General features: G+C 44.8%; 17 protein-coding genes. 5 read left to right on the top strand and 12 right to left on the bottom strand.

The annotated features are described in order from the left end of the window. Positions 1–702: 702 nt before the first annotated feature. On the top strand, positions 703–1,083 hold the full coding sequence (locus tag N288_RS08185) for a hypothetical protein (protein WP_022543673.1): 381 nt from the start codon (positions 703–705) through the stop codon (positions 1,081–1,083). A gap of 65 nt (positions 1,084–1,148) precedes the next feature. Here N288_RS08185 and lpdA read toward each other — a convergent pair whose 3' ends face one another. The 5 genes from lpdA to N288_RS08160 form a co-directional block, all read right to left on the bottom strand. Next, complete coding sequence (lpdA, locus tag N288_RS08180; protein WP_009791093.1) at positions 1,149–2,558, bottom strand: dihydrolipoyl dehydrogenase; 1,410 nt, start codon at positions 2,556–2,558, stop codon at positions 1,149–1,151. A 4-nt stretch (positions 2,559–2,562) separates the two neighbouring features. Next, entirely contained in the window at positions 2,563–3,900 is a 1,338-nt protein-coding gene (locus N288_RS08175; RefSeq protein ID WP_009791092.1) for a dihydrolipoamide acetyltransferase family protein, read from the bottom strand. Between the two features lie 84 nt (positions 3,901–3,984). Further along, the gene (locus N288_RS08170) at positions 3,985–4,962 is read right to left on the bottom strand and encodes an alpha-ketoacid dehydrogenase subunit beta (protein WP_009791091.1); all 978 of its coding nucleotides are present in this window, start codon (positions 4,960–4,962) and stop codon (positions 3,985–3,987) included. Between the two features lie 3 nt (positions 4,963–4,965). Next, a complete protein-coding gene (gene pdhA, locus N288_RS08165; protein WP_009791090.1) occupies positions 4,966–6,081 on the bottom strand; it encodes a pyruvate dehydrogenase (acetyl-transferring) E1 component subunit alpha in 1,116 nt (371 codons plus the stop codon). A 575-nt stretch (positions 6,082–6,656) separates the two neighbouring features. Next, the gene (locus N288_RS08160; RefSeq protein WP_232217712.1) at positions 6,657–7,325 is read right to left on the bottom strand and encodes a YkyA family protein; all 669 of its coding nucleotides are present in this window, start codon (positions 7,323–7,325) and stop codon (positions 6,657–6,659) included. A gap of 270 nt (positions 7,326–7,595) precedes the next feature. Between N288_RS08160 and N288_RS24640 the strand changes: the two genes are divergently transcribed. Both N288_RS24640 and def read left to right on the top strand, forming a co-directional pair. Further along, positions 7,596–7,730 (top strand): YjcZ family sporulation protein, encoded by a 135-nt coding sequence (locus tag N288_RS24640; RefSeq protein ID WP_009791087.1) that lies wholly within the window; start codon positions 7,596–7,598, stop codon positions 7,728–7,730. A 182-nt stretch (positions 7,731–7,912) separates the two neighbouring features. Continuing rightward, the gene (gene def / locus N288_RS08155) at positions 7,913–8,467 is read left to right on the top strand and encodes a peptide deformylase (protein WP_009791086.1); all 555 of its coding nucleotides are present in this window, start codon (positions 7,913–7,915) and stop codon (positions 8,465–8,467) included. 42 nt (positions 8,468–8,509) lie between these two features. Here the strand turns inward: def and N288_RS08150 are convergent, their stop codons facing one another. Together N288_RS08150 and N288_RS08145 are read right to left on the bottom strand one after the other, a co-directional pair. Next, the gene (locus tag N288_RS08150; RefSeq protein ID WP_009791085.1) at positions 8,510–9,280 is read right to left on the bottom strand and encodes a Cof-type HAD-IIB family hydrolase; all 771 of its coding nucleotides are present in this window, start codon (positions 9,278–9,280) and stop codon (positions 8,510–8,512) included. A 35-nt stretch (positions 9,281–9,315) separates the two neighbouring features. Beyond that, entirely contained in the window at positions 9,316–10,212 is an 897-nt protein-coding gene (locus N288_RS08145; protein WP_022543671.1) for a DMT family transporter, read from the bottom strand. Between the two features lie 1,104 nt (positions 10,213–11,316). On the opposite strand from N288_RS08145, the gene N288_RS08140 reads away from it, so the two are divergent. After that, a complete protein-coding gene (locus N288_RS08140; protein WP_022543669.1) occupies positions 11,317–11,526 on the top strand; it encodes a DNA-dependent RNA polymerase subunit epsilon in 210 nt (69 codons plus the stop codon). Between the two features lie 6 nt (positions 11,527–11,532). After that, on the top strand, positions 11,533–13,200 hold the full coding sequence (rnjA, locus tag N288_RS08135) for a ribonuclease J1 (RefSeq protein ID WP_009794332.1): 1,668 nt from the start codon (positions 11,533–11,535) through the stop codon (positions 13,198–13,200). Positions 13,201–13,304: 104 nt separating this feature from the next. On the opposite strand, the gene N288_RS08130 is transcribed toward rnjA, so the two are convergent. The 5 genes from N288_RS08130 to N288_RS08110 all read right to left on the bottom strand — a co-directional run bounded on the left by N288_RS08130 (position 13,305) and on the right by N288_RS08110 (position 19,821). Then, positions 13,305–13,964, bottom strand: a complete 660-nt coding sequence (locus tag N288_RS08130) for a potassium channel family protein (RefSeq protein ID WP_022543668.1) — start codon at positions 13,962–13,964, stop codon at positions 13,305–13,307. 64 nt (positions 13,965–14,028) lie between these two features. Continuing rightward, a complete protein-coding gene (locus N288_RS08125; protein WP_009794329.1) occupies positions 14,029–15,042 on the bottom strand; it encodes a cytochrome d ubiquinol oxidase subunit II in 1,014 nt (337 codons plus the stop codon). A gap of 20 nt (positions 15,043–15,062) precedes the next feature. Beyond that, positions 15,063–16,409, bottom strand: coding sequence for a cytochrome ubiquinol oxidase subunit I (locus tag N288_RS08120; RefSeq protein ID WP_022543667.1), 1,347 nt, complete (start codon positions 16,407–16,409; stop codon positions 15,063–15,065). Positions 16,410–16,637: 228 nt separating this feature from the next. After that, complete coding sequence (locus N288_RS08115) at positions 16,638–17,543, bottom strand: DUF4349 domain-containing protein (RefSeq protein WP_022543666.1); 906 nt, start codon at positions 17,541–17,543, stop codon at positions 16,638–16,640. Between the two features lie 460 nt (positions 17,544–18,003). Continuing rightward, complete coding sequence (locus N288_RS08110) at positions 18,004–19,821, bottom strand: ABC transporter ATP-binding protein (RefSeq protein ID WP_009794325.1); 1,818 nt, start codon at positions 19,819–19,821, stop codon at positions 18,004–18,006. Positions 19,822–19,827 lie beyond the last annotated feature (6 nt).

The raw sequence follows: 19,827 nt of genomic DNA, 5'->3' as shown, positions 1-19,827 counted from the left end.
TGTGATTTTTTCAAAAGTGAGGCTACAGGTTATCTGCTGGGACCGCTATTTTCCTATTTCCTAAGAATAGTGATTCTAGCTCACCCGACTGGAACCGCTATTTTTTCTATTTCCTAAGAATAGTGGTCCTAGCTGCCCATGCTGCCATCACCTTATATCTTCAAGTGGTCCTCCCATTTTACCCTAGAAAGGAAAGTCTGCAGGCTGCCTTATAAATTCCGTTCAACTACCACCAGGTACTCTCAATAATGAATAAATGCCAGAGCCGCCTGAAAGCAACCATACAGCCCCAAAGACAGCATAGTGACCATAAAAGTTCTCTTCGGTGATTTTATGATGAAATTACCCAAAATAACAGCAAGATAGAAAAATACAAAAAACATGAGAACATTATAAACTGGATGGTCATGCTTAGAAAGCCACTCCAAAAAAGTATAGCCGCTCCATATAATCAGCTGGATCATGATCACCGAATAAGTCTTCATATAAACACCGCCAATTGCAATATATATTCCCTTCATATGTTTGCTTGTAATCCAGGCTTATATGTATTATATGTACCACTCCGGCCGGGTATTTTTCAATTTTGTAACAATTGGGTGACAAGCGGAGATATTACTATTTATTATGTTAAAATATGGGCTATTATGACGAAATTATTTACAGCTTTTAACACATTAAGAGAAGAAAAGGTGAGCATAAATGAAGAGTTTCCGTTTTTTGCTGTTAGCTTCTTTTATGATATTGACCGTTTCCTGCAGCAAGACGAAAGCTGCTGATGATTTAATGCTTGATAGCTCGCAAAAGCAGGTGATTTTCTTTACAGATGAATCTGACTATCAAAATGAAGCACCATATTATGATGCAATCATAGAATTGAAAAAGGAATTTCCGGATGAAATGAAGAAAATGAAAGTCATAACGGCTGCCAAGGCGAAAAAGTATTATAGTACATTCGAACTTAAAGGATGCCCGGCCATTTTAGTTTTGCACCAGAACAGGATTACAGCAAAAGTGAATGGCGATGCATCAAAAGACAAAATCATTGAACCGCTGTCTAAAGCACTTAGGACCGGCACATAAAAAAGACCTTCCCTCTTTTGTGAGGAAAGGTCTTTCTCTTTATAAGTCCTGCATGCAGTCACAAATTATTTAATGATGTGAATTGGGCTTCCAAGTGCAACTTCAGCTGCTTCCATAGTGATCTCGCCAAGTGTTGGGTGAGCATGGATAGTCATAGCCAAGTCTTCAGCAGTCATGCCTGCTTCAATGGCAAGGCCAAGTTCAGCAATCATGTCAGATGCATTTGCACCAGCAATTTGCGCACCGATGACAAGGTCATCTTCTTTGCGTGTGATCAGCTTCACGAAACCGTCAGTGCTGTTTAAAGCAAGGGCACGGCCATTTGCTGCAAATGGAAATTTGGCAGCATTGACTGCAATTCCTTCTTCTTTAGCCTGCTGCTCAGTGTAACCCACTGAAGCCAGTTCAGGATCAGAGAATACAACTGCAGGGATTCCAAGATAGTCGATCTCAGAATTGTGGCCAGCGATTGCTTCAGCTGCGATTTTACCTTCATAAGAAGCTTTGTGAGCCAATGGAGGTCCTTCAACAATGTCACCGATAGCGTAGATGTTGCTTACGCTTGTACGGCACTGCTTGTCGATCTTGATGATGCCGCGGTCTGACATTTCAACGCCGGCCTGCTCAAGGCCAAGCTCGTCAGTATTTGGACGGCGTCCCACCATAACGAAGACATAATCAGCTTCAACAGATTTTTCTTCGCCTTTTACTTCATACTTGACTGTTACACCGCTGTCAGTTTCTTCAACACCTTTTGCAAGTGCATTAGTGATGATGTTAGCGCCTTTTTTCTTCAGGTTCTTTTTAACCAATGAAGACATTTGCTTTTCAAATCCGTTCAGGATCTCATCAGTTCCTTCAAGGATGGTCACTTCAGTACCGAAGTTAGCGTAAGCTCCGCCAAGCTCGGTTCCGATGTAGCCGCCGCCGATGACAACGATCTTCTCAGGAACTTCTTCAAGAGCCAGTGCGCCTGTTGAATCAAGCACGCGCTTTGAATATTTGAATGCAGGCAGTTCGATTGGGCGTGAACCTGTCGCAACGATTGCATTCTTGAAAGTGTAAGTCTGGGAAGACTTCTCATCCATTACTTTCAGAGTATTTGCATCAACGAAGAAAGCTTCTCCGCGTGCGATCTCTACCTTGTTTCCTTTAAGAAGGCCTTCAACACCGCCAGTAAGCTTCTTGACAACTCCGGCTTTCCATTCCTGTACCTTTGTGAAATCTACTTTCACATTTTCCGCTGAAATGCCCATTTCTTCTGAATGCTTAGCATGTTCATAGCGGTGTCCAGCTGAAATCAAAGCCTTTGAAGGGATACAGCCGACATTCAGGCAGACGCCTCCAAGAGTTCCTCTTTCAACGATTGTTACTTTTTGTCCAAGCTGTGCTGCGCGGATAGCGGCAACATAGCCTCCAGGACCTGCACCGATTACTATAGTATCTGTTTCAATAGGGAAATCTCCAACTACCATTTAATTACGCCTCCATTAACAATAGTTCTGGATCGTTGAGTAAACGCTTGATGTGGTTTAATGCATTTTGTGCTGTTGCGCCATCGATGATTCTGTGGTCAAAGCTTAAAGAAAGTGCAAGAACTGGTGCTGCAACGATTTCTCCATCTTTCACTACAGGCTTTTCAGCGATGCGGCCAATTCCCAGGATCGCTACTTCAGGATGATTGATGACAGGTGTAAACCATTGTCCGCCCGCAGAGCCGATATTGGTAATTGTGCAAGAAGCGCCTTTCATTTCATCCGCAGCAAGCTTGCCGTCACGGGCCTTGGTTGCCAGGCTGTTGATTTCATCAGAGATAGCAAATGTAGATTTGCGGTCAGCATCCTTCACGACAGGAACAAGCAGGCCTTTCTCTGTATCAGCAGCAATTCCAATGTTGTAGTAATGCTTGTGGATGATTTCGCCAGCAGCATCGTCAATTGACGTGTTGAGCGCCGGGAATTCACGCAATGCACTAGTCAATGCCTTTACCACATAAGGCAGGAATGTAAGCTTGATGCCTTTGTTTGCTGCAACTTCCTTGAATTTCTTTCGGTGTGCTACCAGTTTTGTTACATCGATTTCATCCATTAATGTAACATGCGGTGCAGTCTGCTTGGAGTTAACCATAGCTTTTGCAATCGCTTTGCGGATTCCGCTCATTTTCTCGCGGGTTTCCGGATATTGGCCTTGAGGAGCTGCTGCTGCCGCTGGTGCTGCTGCTTCTTCCTTAGCTGCCTCTGCCTGTGGTGCTTCCTGAGCAGGAGCTTGAGAGCCTCCGTTCAAGAATGATTCAATATCTTCCTTCAGCACACGTCCGTTTTTACCGCTGCCTGCTACCTGGCGGATATCAACGCCTTTGTCGCGTGCGAACTTGCGCACTGATGGCATAGCGATAATTCTGCGGTCAGGATCAACATCGGGCTGGGAAATAACTGTGCCTTTACCGGCGTCTTCCTGTCCAGGAGCTTCTTCCTTCTTCACATCCTGGCCAGCTTCCATTGTTGATTGAACCTGTGCTTCCGTTTTTTCTGCCGGCGCTTCATCACCGTGTTCACCTTTAAATTGTAAATCCTCATACCCCGGTGCGTCAAAAGATACGAGCACTTGTCCAACAGTAGCAACTGTTCCTTCGCTGATGTGGACCTCTTCAACAGTCCCTTCAACTGGGGATGGAATTTCTACTACTGATTTATCGTTTTGCACTTCGCACAATACGTCATCTTCTTGAACTTTATCGCCTGGTTTAATAAACCATTTTACGATTTCACCTTCGTGGATACCTTCACCGATATCAGGTAATCTGAATTGGAATGACAATGGGTTCACCTTCCTGTTAGTAAATTGAGTGATGATGCAGGAAAGGGAGAAAAAACTTCCCTCTCCCATTAAAAAATTGATCTATTAGAAAGTAAGTACTTTTTTAGCTGTTTCCAGTACATCTTTGTAGTTTGGCAGCCAGATTGTTTCTGCTTGAGAGAAAGCATAGACAGTATCAGGTGCTGCTACGCGGAGAACTGGAGCTTCCAGGCTGAGAATCGCTCTTTCATTGATTTCAGCAACAACCTGAGCAGCTACGCCTGCCTGCTTCTGTGCTTCCTGGACCACAATGGCACGGCCTGTTTTCTCTACAGAGGCAATGATTGTTTCAAGGTCCAGCGGTGCGATTGTACGAAGGTCTACTACTTCTACTGAATAGCCTTCTTTTTCAAGTTCTTCTGCTGCTTTTAATGATTCATGAACCATTGCTCCGTATGTGATGATGGAAAGGTCTGAACCTTCACGCTTCACATCAGCCTTGCCAAGAGGAATTGTGTATTCTTCTTCAGGCACCTCTTCACGGAATGCACGGTATAGCTTAAGATGCTCAAGGAAAATAACCGGATCGTTGTCACGGATAGATGAAATCAGAAGTCCTTTTGCATCGTAAGGAGTTGAAGGCACAACCACCTTTAGACCTGGTGATTGAGTCATCAGCCCTTCAAGGCTGTCAGAGTGAAGTTCCGGAGTATGCACTCCGCCCCCGAAAGGAGAACGCACAGTGACAGGAGAATGGTATCTGCCGCCTGAACGGTAGCGCATACGCGCCATTTGGCCGGCGATTGAGTCCATTACTTCGAACACAAATCCGAAGAATTGGATTTCCGGCACTGGACGGAAGCCCTGAAGGCCTAGACCAATTGCTAAACCGCCAATTCCAGATTCAGCAAGTGGAGTATCGAATACGCGGTCTTCGCCGAACTCTTTCTGAAGACCTTCCGTAGCACGGAATACACCGCCGTTAACGCCTACGTCTTCACCGAACACAAGTACGTTCGGATCATTGCGCATTTCTGTGCGCAACGCATCGGTGATTGCCTGGATCATTGTCATTTGCGCCATCGCTTACTTCGACTCCTTTGCTTGGTAAATTTCATATTGTTCTTTAAGGTTACGAGGCATTTCTTCATACATGTTCTCCATGAAGTCTGTTACTTTCTGCTTCGGATAACCGTCAGCTTTCTTGATTGCTTCTTTGATATCTTCTTTAGCCTGGTCGATTACTTCATTTTCCTTTTCTTCGTTCCAGATGCCCTTGTTTTCAAGGAATTTGCGGAAACGGACTAAAGGATCCTTCTTTTCCCATTCGTTGTCAAGGTCCGTTGTACGGTAGCGAGTCGGATCATCGCCAGCCATTGTATGCGGGCCATAGCGGTATGTCATCGTTTCAATCAGAGTCGGGCCTTCGCCGTTTACTGCACGTTTGCGGGCATCGCTGACTGCTGCATATACAGCAAGGGGATCCATTCCGTCTACCTGAACTCCAGGGATACCTGCTGCGACTGCTTTTTGAGCTACAGTCTTAGCCGCTGATTGCTTTTCTACCGGAGTGGAAATCGCAAAGCGGTTGTTTTGAACAACAAAGATCGCTGGAGCCTTAAATGCCCCTGCAAAGTTAAGACCTTCGTAGAAATCACCTTGTGAAGCTCCGCCGTCGCCAGTGTATGTAATAGCTACTGAACCGGCACCGCGCTTCTTCATCCCAAGAGCCACACCTGCAGCCTGGATGATCTGGGCGCCGATGATGATTTGAGGTGAAATTGTATTCACACCTTCAGGCATCTGGTTGCCGTGGAAATGTCCGCGTGAGAACAAGAATGCCTGATACAGCGGCAGGCCGTGCCAGATCATTTGAGGAACATCGCGGTATCCCGGAAGGATGAAGTCTTCCTTCTCAAGAGCAAACTGTGAAGCAAGCTGTGAAGCTTCCTGTCCTGCTGTCGGCGCATAGAATCCAAGGCGCCCCTGTCTGTTTAGAGAGATGGAACGCTGATCAAGAATACGAGTGTATACCATGCGGCGCATCAATTCCTGAAGCTGCTCATCGCTTAATTCAGGCATTGCCGCTTCATTTACGACTTCGCCTTCTTCATTCAATATTTGAAACATTTCAAACTGCTCTTCTACCGCCTCAAGCGCTTTAGTAGCATCCAATTGTGCTTTCTTCGTTTTAGAAGCCATCTTTGTCACCCTTTCCTTTCATTAAAAAGACATTATTTTAAGAGATAAATACACAAAGCTTAGAATACCCAAAATGAATTCATCTTAGAAATCTGCTTTTGTTTTTTCCCTATTAAATTTAGCCGTACATGCAAAAAAACTGTCCGGCTCATCCTTTGACAGCTGCAAAACATAGTTTTACTTAGTTTTCCACAGATGCCTCCGGAAAAAACGTCTATTCTGATATTTCTTTACAATCATTTTCTGTATCATTGAATTATATATGTCTCACTGATACAAGCAATGAAATCACCTTACTCATTTTATTATAAGAAATCCGTTACAGTCAATTATTTAAACCTATTTTTCAAAAATTATTTCGAGTATTTTAAAAAACTGTATTAATAAGTCCTTATTAACTGTACTATAAAAAAGCAGCTTTTTAACAGGATGTGTTATAACAAGAGAAGAATTATTTAGGAAGAATTATTTCAAAAAAATACTTTGTGTCCAGCACAAAAAGTCTTTCGGCATCATCTGACCGAAAGACTTCTCGAATATACCCCTTTTAACAGGCGTTGCCTCTATGCTTATGTTTACTCAGCAGCAACCTCTACACCAGCCTGCTTATAGAAGGATAATTTTATTTCATTATATTTTTTTGTCAGCTCATTAAATTCTTTATTATGGACCGTCAGCTGCTCATAGGATTGATTGATTTTTTCAATCTGGGCTTCCAGCTGCTCCATTGTCAGGTCTTCCTTCTTGAACAGCGAATACAGCTCTTTGTCCAGTTCAAGGCCCTTCTTATATTCACTGTATAGTTCATCATGGACGCTGTAACGGTCCATCATCACTTTGTACAGTTCCTCAGCACTTTCTTTTGCTTCCTTATCTTCAATGTCAGGGATGATATCCTTAAGAGGTGCAAATTCTTCTTTGGAGGATTCAATGCTCTCCTGCTCTTTATTCATGAGCTCTTCCCTCTTCCCCACGGCTTCAAGGGCTTCATCTGACAGCTTTTTAATTTGGTCAAATTCCTTCATGCCCAGCGCAATGATCTGATCATAAAGTTCTTTTTCCTGCTTTTCCAGTTTAACAAGCGGGTCCTGCTGCTTTTCAAACCCGTCTTCTGCTTCTGCAGTTTTCTCCAGAAGGCTGTAGGCTTTTTCACCTGGTGTCTCCTTGTTCATGCATCCCCCGAGCACAAACAAACTTAAAAATAATACAGCCAGTACTTTTTTCTTTCTGATAACGGACATCATTAAACCCCCTAAGTGGAAAATAGCTGCTGCATATAAGCTGCATATAGGTGTGGTCCAAGATTCTTCATTAATTTTATGAAAAAGCTTGTCCAACCATTTAATTAGAATTCAGCAGGATAATGCCATAAAGATACATATTCTTCATTCTTTTCATTTATGACTGGGCAGCGGCCTACACCATTTTTTCCTTCTTTCATAGGCTATAGTAAATCGTCCATAAAACTTATAAATATGTAGGGGACGATACTTTATTTCAGGGAGGTTATCCTTATGTATGGTTATGGTGGATACGGTTACGGCTGCGGCTACCCTGTAGGCGGAGCTGGCTACGGAAGAGGATTTGCTTTAATTGTCGTTCTCTTCATTCTTCTTATTATTGTAGGCTGTTCCTGCTGGAAATTCTAATACAAGCCGAAAAGGTGCTTCGACAGAGCACCTTTTCTTTATTAACTTTTTTCTTTATGTCTGTTAGACTATTGACGTACATACAGCTCCCTGAACTTTAATCACTTACCCGCCAGCACAGCAGTTAAAACATATTATAATAAATTTCTGCCGAAAAAGGCATGCACAGGAGTGGATTTTTAATGATAACAGTGGCGGATATTATCCGGGATGGCCACCCATCCCTCAGGAAAACGGCTGAAGAGGTGCCTATGCCCCCTTCTGCCGAAGATAAACAGACTCTTGCCGAAATGATGGAATATGTAAGAAACAGCCAAAATCCTGCCCTGGCTGAAAAGTATGGGCTGAGGCCTGGAATTGGGCTTGCCGCCCCGCAGATTGACTGCCTGAAGAGAATGATTGCAGTCCATGTGACTGATACAGATGGGAAACTGTACAGCTTTGCACTTTTCAACCCGAAAATCGTCAGCCATTCGGTCGAGAAAGCCTTTTTAACGTCCGGAGAAGGATGTCTCTCAGTCGATGAGCCTTTTCCCGGGTTTGTTCCGCGCTATGCAAGGATTACCCTCAAAGCCTTTGATATAGACGGCAGAGAAGTGAAACTAAGGCTGAGAGGCCTACCGGCAATCGTTTTTCAGCATGAAATCGATCATCTGAACGGAGTCATGTTCTATGACCATATCAATAAGGAAAACCCGTTTGAAATAATGAAGGATGCCCTCCCGATTGAAAGGTAATCCTAAAAGGAGAAGCAGGCCCCTTTGCCTGCTTCTTTTTTCTTATATCAAACCAAGCTTTTTCAAACCGTTCCAGATTCCGTCTTCCCCGACATCTGAGGTGATATGGTCCGCATGGCGCTTCACTTCTTCTTCAGCATTGCCCATGGCAACCCCCGTGCCGACGGCCTGGAGCATTTCAATGTCATTCAAGCCATCTCCGAATGCATACACATCCTCAATTGCAAAGCCGAGACGGCTGATCATTTTCTTTATGCCCTCCGCTTTTGAGCCCCCGGCAGGAAGGACATCGACGGAATGGGGATGCCATCTGATGAAATGGAATTTCCCGTATCCTTCGCGATACTCCTGTTCGAGACTGTCATCCATAAAAATAAGGGACTGGTAGATTTCCCGCCCATTATAAAAGCTTTCATCTTTCTCAGGATGCGGGAACTTAAGTGTGCCAAGGCTTTCCTCAATATGGGGATGGTGCGGCACACTTGATTTCATGGTTGATTCGTTCATAAAAACGAGCGGATGCCCATTCCTTTTTCCATGTTCTAAAAGCCTTTCCAGCTCTTTTGTGTCCAAAGGATTGGCATAGATCGGTTCATTCTCGAACACCACGTACTGGCCATTAAAGCTGACATAAGAATCAATGCCCAGCTCTTCCCGGAGACTTTCATACATGAAAGGAGCACGGCCGGTCGCGATTGCCGTAAATACCCCCTTTTCCTGAAGGAGCCTGATTGCTTCCTTCGTTTTTACCGGAAGGTTTTTGCCGTGGTCCAGCAGTGTTCCATCAATATCAAAAAAAACAATTTTCTTCATTTTTTACTTCCTTTCCATTTGCATGGACTGCATTCTTAAGCAGCCAGATCTTGTTTCTTTACCCTCTTGACTTTATAGGAGGAAATATATATTCCCAGAAAGATGACAGCCAGGCCAACAGCCATCCCTGGCTTAATATGCTCGCCAAGGAGAAAGTACCCCCATGCGATTGCCGATACGGGGACGATATAGGTGACGAGGGAGGCAAACTCCGGGCTTCCCTTCTGTACAAGGAAATAGTATAGCAGATAGGCTGCGCCCGAGCCCAGGGCGCCGAGTATAACTAGAGAACCGAGTCTTTCCGGCGCAAAAAGAAGCGGGATGCTGGAAGGAGATGCAATCCCGGTATACAGGCCGCTTGCCAGGGCGGCTGATGTAAGCGTAAAAAGGGAAATCTGAAGGACGGAAACGCCCTCGAGATACTTTTTGGACAGATGGGTCCCTAATCCATAGCAGAATGCTGCCATAGACATGAATACGATTCCTGCGGTATTCCCCTCTGCCAAATCCCCGGTCCGGAAACCGCTGAGAATAAAAATACCGAAGAATCCGATCATAATACCGGCCCACTGGCTTTTCCGGAGCTTTGAACCGAAGAAAAGCCACCCAATGATGATCGTCCAGATCGGTGTAGTGGCATTAATGACAGAGGCCATACTCGATGAAATGGCCGTCTCGCTTTTAGAAATAAAATACCAGGGAAGTGCATTATTGATGAGCCCGACCAGGATCAGCAACCTGAAAGGCAGGCGTTTCCACTGAATCTTTTCTCTTTTAATAAAGCTGATCCCCCACAATGCTGCTGCACCAAATAGGCATCTGCCGAAGACAACCGCCTCAGGGCCCAGATCATGGAGCAGAATTTTAATAAAAAGGAATGATGTGCCCCAAATCAGACTTAGAGCGAGCAGCGCACTATAAAGCTTACCCATTTTTCCACTCTTCTTTCCAAGATAACTTTCACTCTGTTAAAAGCTAACCCTTGAAATGCTAAATGTCAATCCAGCATATTTAACATTATTCCATCATTATCCATGAGATTTTTGGCCTTTTCATCATATAATAGAAGAAAAGGCGGCTTTCTTAATGCCCCCCAAAAAAACGGTTGTGTTCGGCAGCAGTAATTGTAATCCTTTACATTGGACAAGGTTGGGTTAAAATAGGAAGTAAGGAGATGATCCACTATGTTAAAGAAGCTGCGCAAAAAGCTCCTGAAACAGTGGAAAGACATGCTTCGCAAAAAATCGATCGCATAACCCCAGAGCCCTTCAAACTTGCGAAGGGCTCCTTCTTTAAGGTAAATTGTATAAAGGTTACATAGAAATGCGGAAGTGGCTTGCCCAGAGCCGACAAGCATAAGACGCGCAAGAATAAAAGGCGTTCTTTGCCTTTAATTCTTGGGTGGCTTATGACTCGAGGCTCTAGCCACTGGAGCTGGACAATGGGAAATGCGGAAAAGCCTTGGTCACAAAGGAACGCAGACTAAGAACGCCACGTCCTGTGGCAACGTCTGCATGACCCGCGTCCTGCGGGCCTCAAGCATAAGACGAGCAGGACGGAAGGTTGTTCTTTAACCTTCTGGCCTGATTGGCTTATGACTCGAGGGGCTAGGCTTTGGAGCTGGACAATGAGAAAAGCGGAGGCGGCTTGCTCAGGTAAAGGAACGCAGGCTAAATACGCCACGTCCTGTGGCAACGCTTGCATGACCCACATCCTGTGGGCCCAGCATAAGACACCGCAGAATAAAAGGCTTTCTTTGCCTTTAATTCTGGCGTGGCTTATGACTCGAGGCTCTAGCCGCCGGAGCCGGAAAATGAAAATGCGGAAAAGCCTCTCCACGGACCTCTGAAGATAACACGCCAGGGCGGTGGACAGTGTAAATCAACAAACTGAAAATTCCTTTTTGGGGCGTTCGTTATCCCCCGGAAATATAAGGAAAAACTGTGCTTTATGTTCTTTTAAAAGAAAAAACATGAAAAACATGTTATTTTTTTATATAATAGAAAAAGTTATATCGGATTAAGGAGCGATTTATGATGATTTTTAAAGTTTATTACCAGGAATCCATTAAAGAAGTCCCAGTGAGGGAAAAAACGAAAACCGTTTATGTTGATGGAGATTCCCCGAAAGATGTACGTACGAAGCTGGCGGACAAACACTATAACATTGAACTCGTAGTCCCTGTTGAAGGCGATTACCTGGAATATGAAAAAAGAAACGAAGACTTTAAAGTATTGGAGATCTGATAATTTATGAAATTTGTCAAGAACGATCAAACAGCTGTATTTGCCCTTGGAGGACTTGGGGAAATCGGCAAAAACACTTATGCAGTCCAGTTCCAGGATGAAATCATCCTGATCGATGCTGGCATTAAATTCCCTGAGGATGAGCTTCTGGGAATTGATTATGTAATCCCTGATTATACGTATTTAGTTAAAAACGAAGACAAAATCAAAGGCCTCTTCATTACGCACGGACATGAAGACCATATCGGCGGCATTCCTTATCTATTAAGACAGGTGAATATTCCTGTGTACGGCGGTAAGCTCGCCCTTGGCCTTCTTCGCAATAAGCTGGAAGAGCATGGCCTTTTGAGAAAGACAAGAATGATTGAAATCAAGGAAGATGATATTATCAAATTCCGAAAAACTTCTGTCACTTTCTTCCGGACTACACACAGCATCCCTGATTCATATGGGGTCGTAGTGAAAACTCCGCCGGGGCAGGTAGTCCATACCGGGGATTTCAAGTTTGACTTCACTCCTGTCGGGGAGCCTGCGAACCTTACAAAAATGGCAGAGATCGGCAAGGATGGTGTCCTATGCCTCCTTTCTGACAGCACCAACAGTGAAATTCCTAATTTCACTATGTCTGAACGCCGTGTAGGAGAAAGCATTCATGACATTTTCCGCAAAGTGGATGGACGGATTATTTTTGCAACATTCGCTTCTAATATCCATCGCCTTCAGCAGGTTATCGAGGCTGCTGTGACCAATGGCAGAAAAGTGGCTGTTTTTGGCCGGAGCATGGAAGCTGCGATCAACATCGGGCGGGAGCTTGGCTATATAAGCGCTCCTAAGGATGTATTCATAGACGCACAGCAGATCAACAGGCTCCCAGCCAACCAGGTTACCATCCTTTGCACAGGAAGCCAGGGAGAGCCTATGGCAGCCCTATCACGGATTGCCAATGGAACACACCGCCAGATCCAGATCAACCCAGGTGATACAGTAGTGTTCTCATCTTCTCCTATTCCGGGAAATACGATCAGTGTCAGCAGAACAATCAACATGCTGTCCCGTGCAGGTGCAGAAGTCATTCACGGTCCGCTGAACGACATCCATACTTCCGGGCATGGCGGCCAGCAGGAGCAAAAACTGATGCTTCGACTGATCAAGCCGAAATTCTTCATGCCGATCCACGGCGAGTACAGAATGCAGAAAATGCACTCTAAACTTGCGATAGATTGCGGCATTCCTGAAGAAAACTGCTTTATAATGGACAATGGAGAAGTTCTGGCCCTGAGCGAGGATACCGCTCAGGTGGCAGGAAAGATTCCTTCAGGTTCTGTATATATCGACGGAAGCGGTGTGGGTGACATCGGAAATATCGTCCTCAGAGACCGCAGGATCCTTTCTGAGGAAGGTCTGGTCGTTGTCGTAGTCAGCATCAACATGAAAGACTTTAAGATTTCCGCAGGTCCTGATATCATTTCCCGCGGCTTCGTCTACATGCGTGAATCAGGCGACTTGATCAGCGATGCCCAATCCTTGATCTCTAAGCATCTGAACAAGGTCATGGAAAGAAAAACGACACAGTGGTCTGAAATTAAAAATGAAATTACTGACACACTATCACCTTTCCTTTATGAAAAAACAAAGCGCCGTCCAATGATCCTTCCGATCATTATGGAAGTGTAATAAACCATATTAAAAAGCACTCACAAATATTTGTGAGTGCTTTTTCCATTTTACAAGCAGTCAATGGACATCTGCCGTTTTCGCAGGTCCTGCCGGGGCTTGGGTTAAGCCATCAGCTTCTTCTCAAAGCGGTTGATATCAACATCTGCTCCAATAACGATGAGGATATCATCTTCCCGTATCACTTCATTTGCCTGCGGGGATACGATGATTTCATTTTTTCTTTTAATCGCAACAATATTGATGCCATAATTGGCACGGACATCCAAATCGATAATCGAATTTCCGCCAAGCTTATCGCTGGCCACAATCTCCACGATGCTGTGTTCATCTGAAAGTTCAAGATAATCCAGTACATTGTTGGAGACAATATTATGGGCAATTCTTCTGCCCATATCCCTTTCAGGATGGACAACATGGTCTGCTCCAATTTTGCGCAGGACTTTCTCATGATAATCATTTTGCGCTTTTACAGTAATCTTGTTCACACCGATTTCCTTTAGAATCAACGTTGTAAGGATGCTGGCCTGGATATTGTCACCAATGGCGACAATGACATGATCGAAATTCCTGATGCCCAGACTTTTAAGAACATTTTCATCGGTGGTATCCCCGACAACGGCATGAGATGCAATCAGTGCAAATTCGTTCACCCTGTCCTCATCATTGTCGATTGCCATTACCTCCATGCCCTCTTCTGCGAGCGCCCTGCAAATACTTCCTCCAAACCGTCCTAAACCTATTACGGCAAATTCTTTTTTCACGGATATTCCTCCAGCAGTTTCAAAGTTCGTCTCTATTTTATCATAGCTTAACTCTTAGTAGCATTCACTTTTCACCCTTAACATAATCGGCATTAAACAGGAACAGCCTCATCAAGAGGATCAATGACGGGATGAGGAGCAGCAGCCCTGCTATAAATGCCGCAACCAGCGCCATCCCCATTTCAGGATTTGTATAACCTGAATAGATCGTTATGAACGGGTCAAGGATGTAAGGGAGATGGGAAGCGCCATATCCGAAAAAGGCAAAAAAGAATTGAAGCATAACCAGGATAAAACTGGTCCCAAATCTCTTTTTCTTATAAACCATCAGCATAGCGGCCAGAAAACAGAGAAGCGATAAGCCAAACATCCACCAAATCTCTAAAGCATTATTGAAATGGCGCTCATTATGCTCCCTTAATGAAGCAAAGACAAGGAAGCTGGCAAGAATGGTTGGCGGACTCCAGAACAGGGCAAACGTCCTCAGCAGATCCCTTGCTGGAGTGTCTCCAGCCCTGTCTGCATAATAAGTAAGAAATACAGCACTGATAAAGAGCACCGATACAATGGCAAGAATCACCACAGACCAGGAATAAGGGGAGCTTACAAGCTCTCCGGCAAGGAAAATGACCTTATTTCCCTGTTCTTCAATAAATCCCCCTTCAGAAATCGTCAATGCCGTCGACAGTGCTGCGGGTATCAGCAGGCCCGTTGCGCCATAAAGAAACAGATAAAACGAATTGTCCTTTGAGCCATAATTCCCGAATGCATAGAATGATCCTCTAATGGCAAGGAGGATCAGGGCAATGCTTCCGGGTATCAGCAAAGCAGTTCCATAATAATAGGCTGCATCCGGAAAAAAGCCGACCAGCCCGACAAAGAAGAAAACAAAAAAGACATTGGTCACTTCCCATACAGGAGATAGATATCTGCTGATAATGTGGCTGATCACATGCTCCTTCCCTGTGATCCGTCCATAATAAGCAAAAAAACCGGCTCCAAAATCGATTGATGCCACAATAACATATCCATAGAGAAATACCCAGAGAACCGTTATGCCAAGGATTTCAATGCTCATGTCTCCCACCCCTTCCCAGTTTATTGGCCTATGCCCGGAGAGTCCGGGAAACGATCATTAAATTCGGCTTGTGCCGGCTTATTTCTGAACATTTTAAGCAGCACAGTGACTGTGATGATCCCCAATACAATGTACAAAGCTAAAAACATCAAGAAGGTCACGCCCACATTATCTGCCTGTGTAGCCCCCTCCGCCACCTTCATATAGCCTCTTAATATCCAGGGCTGTCTGCCGACCTCGGCATAGATCCAGCCGAATTCGATTGCGAGCATGGATAGAGGCCCTGAGCAGACAATGAGGAACAGCAGCCACTTTTTAAAAGGGTTAGCCTTTTTCCAATATGACAGAAAGACAAACAGCGCAGAAATGCCGAGAGCAAAGAAGCCGATTGAAACCATCGAATCAAACAGATAGTGGATCCATAGCGGAGGCCGCTCATCTTCCGGAAATTCATTCAGGCCAATCACTTCTGTATCAAAGGAGCTGCCTGCAAGGAAGCTCAGTGCATTTGGTATACGGATTTCATTCCTTATTTCATTGTTTTCATCAATCGTCCCAAAGACGATCAGATCAGCGCCTTTTTCTGTTTCGAAATGCCATTCAGCTGCAGCCAATTTTTCCGGCTGCTCTTTTGCAAGGAATTTTGCTGAAATATCACCTGCAATGGCAGTTGCCAGAGAAAAAAGCAGACCGCAAATCATTGTAAGCTTCAGTGCTTTCCGGTGATATTCAGACCCCCTGCCCCTCAGAATGGCAAAGGCAGCGAGGCTCGCCAGTATGAAAGCAGCTGTCATATATGACGATGTAAGGACATGCAGCACCTTTGACGGGGTTGCCGGATTGAACATAGCAGCGAGCGGGTCAATCTCCGTGATGGTCCTGCCTTCAAGCTTGAATCCCTGCGGAGTATTCATAAATGCATTAACCGTAGTAATGAAAAATGCAGAAGCAGAAGAGCCGATGATGACGGGTATTGAAAGCAGCCAATGATGAAGCGGCTTTTTGAACCGGTCCCATGTATAAAGGTAGATGCCCAGGAAGATGGCTTCAAAAAAGAAAGCAAAAGTTTCCATGAAGAGCGGCAGGCTGATTACATGGCCTGCAATCTGCATAAAGCTCGGCCATAAAAGAGAAAGCTGTAAGCCGATGCAGGTCCCGGTTACTACCCCGACCGCCACTGTGATGGTGAAGCCCCTTGCCCATCTGCGTGCCAGGAGGATATAATGATCATCCTTTTTCCTGATCCCAATGAATTCAGCTGCTGATATCAGCACAGGCACACCAACGCCGATGGTGGCAAAAATAATATGAAAAGCAAGAGTTAAAGAAGTGAGCATCCTGCTCAATGTGACACTATCCAATTCCATCTTCCAGCCTCCAGACATCTATATTTTCATTTTTTGCTTCTTTGGCTCCATAAGAGCATTTTCATTCCGTATGTATGTCCATTATCCTGAGCTGCTTCAGACTGTCTTTTACCCTAATTCATATGGATGCAATCTTATTCAAATGTAAAGAAAGCCTGAAAATATCCCAGCCGCTTGTGCAAATTCAAAAGAAAAAGCCGGAATGTACCACATTCCGGCGTCTTTCGGTCATGAATCCTTTTTCTGTCTATATTTCCTGTAAGTTATATAGCAAATGACCCCAATAACTCCAAGGAGCATAAGCACAGGAAGGTTCCCGGCTACGAACACAAACAGCCCGGAAAATGCAGAAAGCAGGAAGCTAAGACTTTCTGTAAACTGCTCTTTCGTTCTCTCCCACGTTTTCAAATCGGTTTTATCGATTGAAGGGGTCTGATCCTCATAAAGGCTGACCGTTACAGTCGAAAAATCAGTCTGGTTCTTCAAATAGTTGATTCTTCCGGCCAGCTGTTCGATTTCCTCTTGAATTCCGGCAAGGTCCTGTGAAATCTTTAGCAGATCTTCAGTTTTTTCAGCCTTTTCCATAAAAGAGATCAGCCGCTCTTCAACAACTCTCTTGGACCGCAGGCGGGACTCCAAATCCACATATTCTTCTGTCACGTCCTGGCCGCTTACATGTCTGTTATCCACTTTAGAGGCTGTACCTTCAGCATCATTCAAGAATTGATTAAAGTTCTTCTGGGGGATTCTGATCACCAGTGTACCGCTAAGCTGCCTCTCATCATCCCGATAACTGCTGGATTCCACAATGAACCCGCCGTACTGGGCCGCTTTTGACTCGAGTGCTGTTTGTGCTTTCATGAAGTCCTTTACCCTAAGATCCAATTCTGCGTTGTAAATAACCATCCTATCAGCCGCTGTACTCTGATCCGCCCCCTTTGCTTCGTTCCCGCCGCTGCTTATCTCTGACTCAGCATCCTGTTCAGCTGACTCAGCGGCAGACTCAGCTTTTTCATATGAACTCTCAGATTTGCCAGCTGAATCGGAAGCTTGTTCACTTTTGCTTTCTCCGCTGCTGCAGCCGAAGAGAATCATCGAGCTCAAACATATGAATAGCACCACTTTCCACTTCATAACATATCCCCCTTAAAATCGGCTCTTTTATTAGCAGACGCATAGATTGCAGAAAAGTTACATTTTCATGAAGATTATTACAAATAACACAAAAAGCCACCAAATGGTGACTTTTTTTCAAATGAATATAAAGCGAATTATGCAGGCGTTGCCACAGGACGTGGCGTTCTTAGTCTGCGTTCCTAAGTGATCAAGGCTTTTCCGCATTTCTAATCTGTCCAGCTCCAAAGCCTAGCCCCTCGAGTCATAAGCCACGCCAGAATTAAAGGCAAAGAACGCCTTTTATTCTGCCGCATCTTATGCTTGTCGGCTCTGGGCAAGCCGCCTCCGCTTTTCTTTCTGTCCAGCTCCAAAGCCTAGCCCCTCGAGTCATAAGCCAATCAGGCCAGAAGGTTAAAGAACAACCTTCCGTCCTGCTCGTCTTATGCTTGTCGGGGCTGATCGAGGCTTTTCCGCATTTCTATATAGCATCCAGCATTGTAAATTGTGCTTTTACCAGCTGGAAGTATTGGCCTTTTTTGTTCATCAGTTCTTCGTGGCTTCCTTCTTCAAGGATGCTGCCATGGTCCAGTACGAAGATTTTGTCAGCATCGCGTATGGTTGACAATCTGTGGGCAATGATGATGGCTGTCCTTCCCTTTAAAAGGGTTTTAAGGGCTTCCTGTATCCTCATTTCGGTTTCGGTATCAATGCTGGCAGTTGCTTCATCAAGAATCAGGATGCGCGGATCGGCGAGCAGTGCCCTTGCAAAGGATAGAAGCTGCCTTTCTCCGACTGAGAGAATATTTCCCCTTTCCTCAACTTCTGTCTCATAGCCTTTAGGGAGATTGCGGATGAAATCAGCTGCTCCGACTGCCTCGGCCGCACGGATTACTTCTTCCTCAGAGGCATCCGGCCTGCCGAAGCGGATATTTTCTGCAATTGTACCGGAAAAAATAAAAGTATCCTGCAGCACTACGCTGATTTTAGCCCGCAGGCTCTTTAATGAAACATCCCTTAAATTATGACCGTCAATCAAAACCGCTCCTTCGGTAGGATCATAAAAACGGCTGATCAGATTCGCAATGGTTGTTTTTCCTGACCCGGTATGGCCGACCAGGGCAGCAGTCTGGCCAGCTTTTATTTCCAGATTGATCCTGTTTAATGCCGTTCTCTTGGAATCATAGGAGAACTCTGCATCCTTAAATTGAATCTGGCCCTTCATATCATCCAGGACAATCGCATTTTCAGATTCTGACACGATCGGTTTTTCATCAAGGAATTCGAAGATCCGCTCAGATGAGGCCATACCCATCAGAAGCTGGTTATAGACCATACCCAGCCTTGAAATCGGCTCCCAGAACATTCCCAGATAAAAAGCAAAAGATACGAACACACCGATGGTGATGCTGCCGTTCTGTATCAAGTGGGCTCCATACCAGATCAGTGCTGCAGTACCGAAAGCATTGGTCAATTCTACAAGCGGCCTGAACATGGCATTTTTTTGTGAAGCCTGCCTCCAGCTTTCGAAATTCTCGTTGTTCACACCATCAAAAAACATCATATTTTCTTTTTCCTGTGTAAACGCCTGGGTAACCCTGATCCCCTGCAGACTCTCATTCAAATGGGAGTTGAGCTTTGACTGCTTCAGCCTTACCGTCTGCCAGGACCTCCTGATATTCCTGCGCAGGCTCGTCGAGATAAAAAACATGATCGGCAGAATGACCATAATGGCCAATGTCAGCTGCGGGCTTAACGTGAACAGGATGACAAAAATGCCGCAAAGCAATATAAGGTCCATCAGCAGGTTAATGACACCGTTTGTAAACAGTTCCTGCAGGGAGTTGATATCATTCATGATCCTCACAAGGATGGATCCTGCAGACCGCTGATCAAAGAAACGGTGTGACAGGGTCTGGACATGGGCGAATAAATGCTTCCTTAAATCATAGATAACATTCTGGCCAAGGGCATTCATCCATTTGATCCTGAAAATATTAGCTATATAAGAACTCGTATATAAGGCAGCAATGATAATGACGAGGGTAGTGAGCAGCCCTGTGTCTTTGTCCTTCAGCGCCTTATCAAGTGTATAAACCCCGATCATAATCGGGATGATCAATCTAACTGCAGTCGTGATCAATACCATAAGGATCGACAAAGGGAGCAGCTTCTTGCGGTACGGCTTCATATAGCTGAACAGCCGGAACATCTGCTTCCAGTTAAACGGTTTTTCAATGACATCATCTGTTGAGTAATGGAATCTTTTCAATACTGTTTCTTTTGCTGTCTCCTTCAAGCTCAC

Source organism: Bacillus infantis NRRL B-14911 (assembly GCF_000473245.1).
GTDB classification, from domain to species: Bacteria; Bacillota; Bacilli; order Bacillales; family Cytobacillaceae; genus Bacillus_AB; species Bacillus_AB infantis.
The sequence above is the reverse complement of the archived record's forward strand: the minus strand, read 5'-3'. Positions and strand labels throughout refer to the sequence as shown.

Excerpts from the sequence above, each read along its gene's own strand:
- N288_RS08145 (WP_022543671.1), bottom strand. The coding sequence starts at position 10,212 with ATGGGTAAGCTTTATAGTGCGCTGCTCGCTCTAAGTCTGATTTGGGGC.
- N288_RS24640 (WP_009791087.1), top strand. The coding sequence starts at position 7,596 with ATGTATGGTTATGGTGGATACGGTTACGGCTGCGGCTACCCTGTAGGC.
- lpdA (WP_009791093.1), bottom strand. The coding sequence starts at position 2,558 with ATGGTAGTTGGAGATTTCCCTATTGAAACAGATACTATAGTAATCGGT.
- N288_RS08150 (WP_009791085.1), bottom strand. The coding sequence starts at position 9,280 with ATGAAGAAAATTGTTTTTTTTGATATTGATGGAACACTGCTGGACCAC.
- N288_RS08140 (WP_022543669.1), top strand. The coding sequence starts at position 11,317 with ATGATTTTTAAAGTTTATTACCAGGAATCCATTAAAGAAGTCCCAGTG.
- N288_RS08160 (WP_232217712.1), bottom strand. The coding sequence starts at position 7,325 with ATGATGTCCGTTATCAGAAAGAAAAAAGTACTGGCTGTATTATTTTTA.
- N288_RS08185 (WP_022543673.1), top strand. The coding sequence starts at position 703 with ATGAAGAGTTTCCGTTTTTTGCTGTTAGCTTCTTTTATGATATTGACC.
- def (WP_009791086.1), top strand. The coding sequence starts at position 7,913 with ATGATAACAGTGGCGGATATTATCCGGGATGGCCACCCATCCCTCAGG.
- N288_RS08120 (WP_022543667.1), bottom strand. The coding sequence starts at position 16,409 with ATGGAATTGGATAGTGTCACATTGAGCAGGATGCTCACTTCTTTAACT.
- N288_RS08170 (WP_009791091.1), bottom strand. The coding sequence starts at position 4,962 with ATGGCGCAAATGACAATGATCCAGGCAATCACCGATGCGTTGCGCACA.
- N288_RS08115 (WP_022543666.1), bottom strand. The coding sequence starts at position 17,543 with ATGAAGTGGAAAGTGGTGCTATTCATATGTTTGAGCTCGATGATTCTC.
- N288_RS08125 (WP_009794329.1), bottom strand. The coding sequence starts at position 15,042 with ATGAGCATTGAAATCCTTGGCATAACGGTTCTCTGGGTATTTCTCTAT.
- rnjA (WP_009794332.1), top strand. The coding sequence starts at position 11,533 with ATGAAATTTGTCAAGAACGATCAAACAGCTGTATTTGCCCTTGGAGGA.
- pdhA (WP_009791090.1), bottom strand. The coding sequence starts at position 6,081 with ATGGCTTCTAAAACGAAGAAAGCACAATTGGATGCTACTAAAGCGCTT.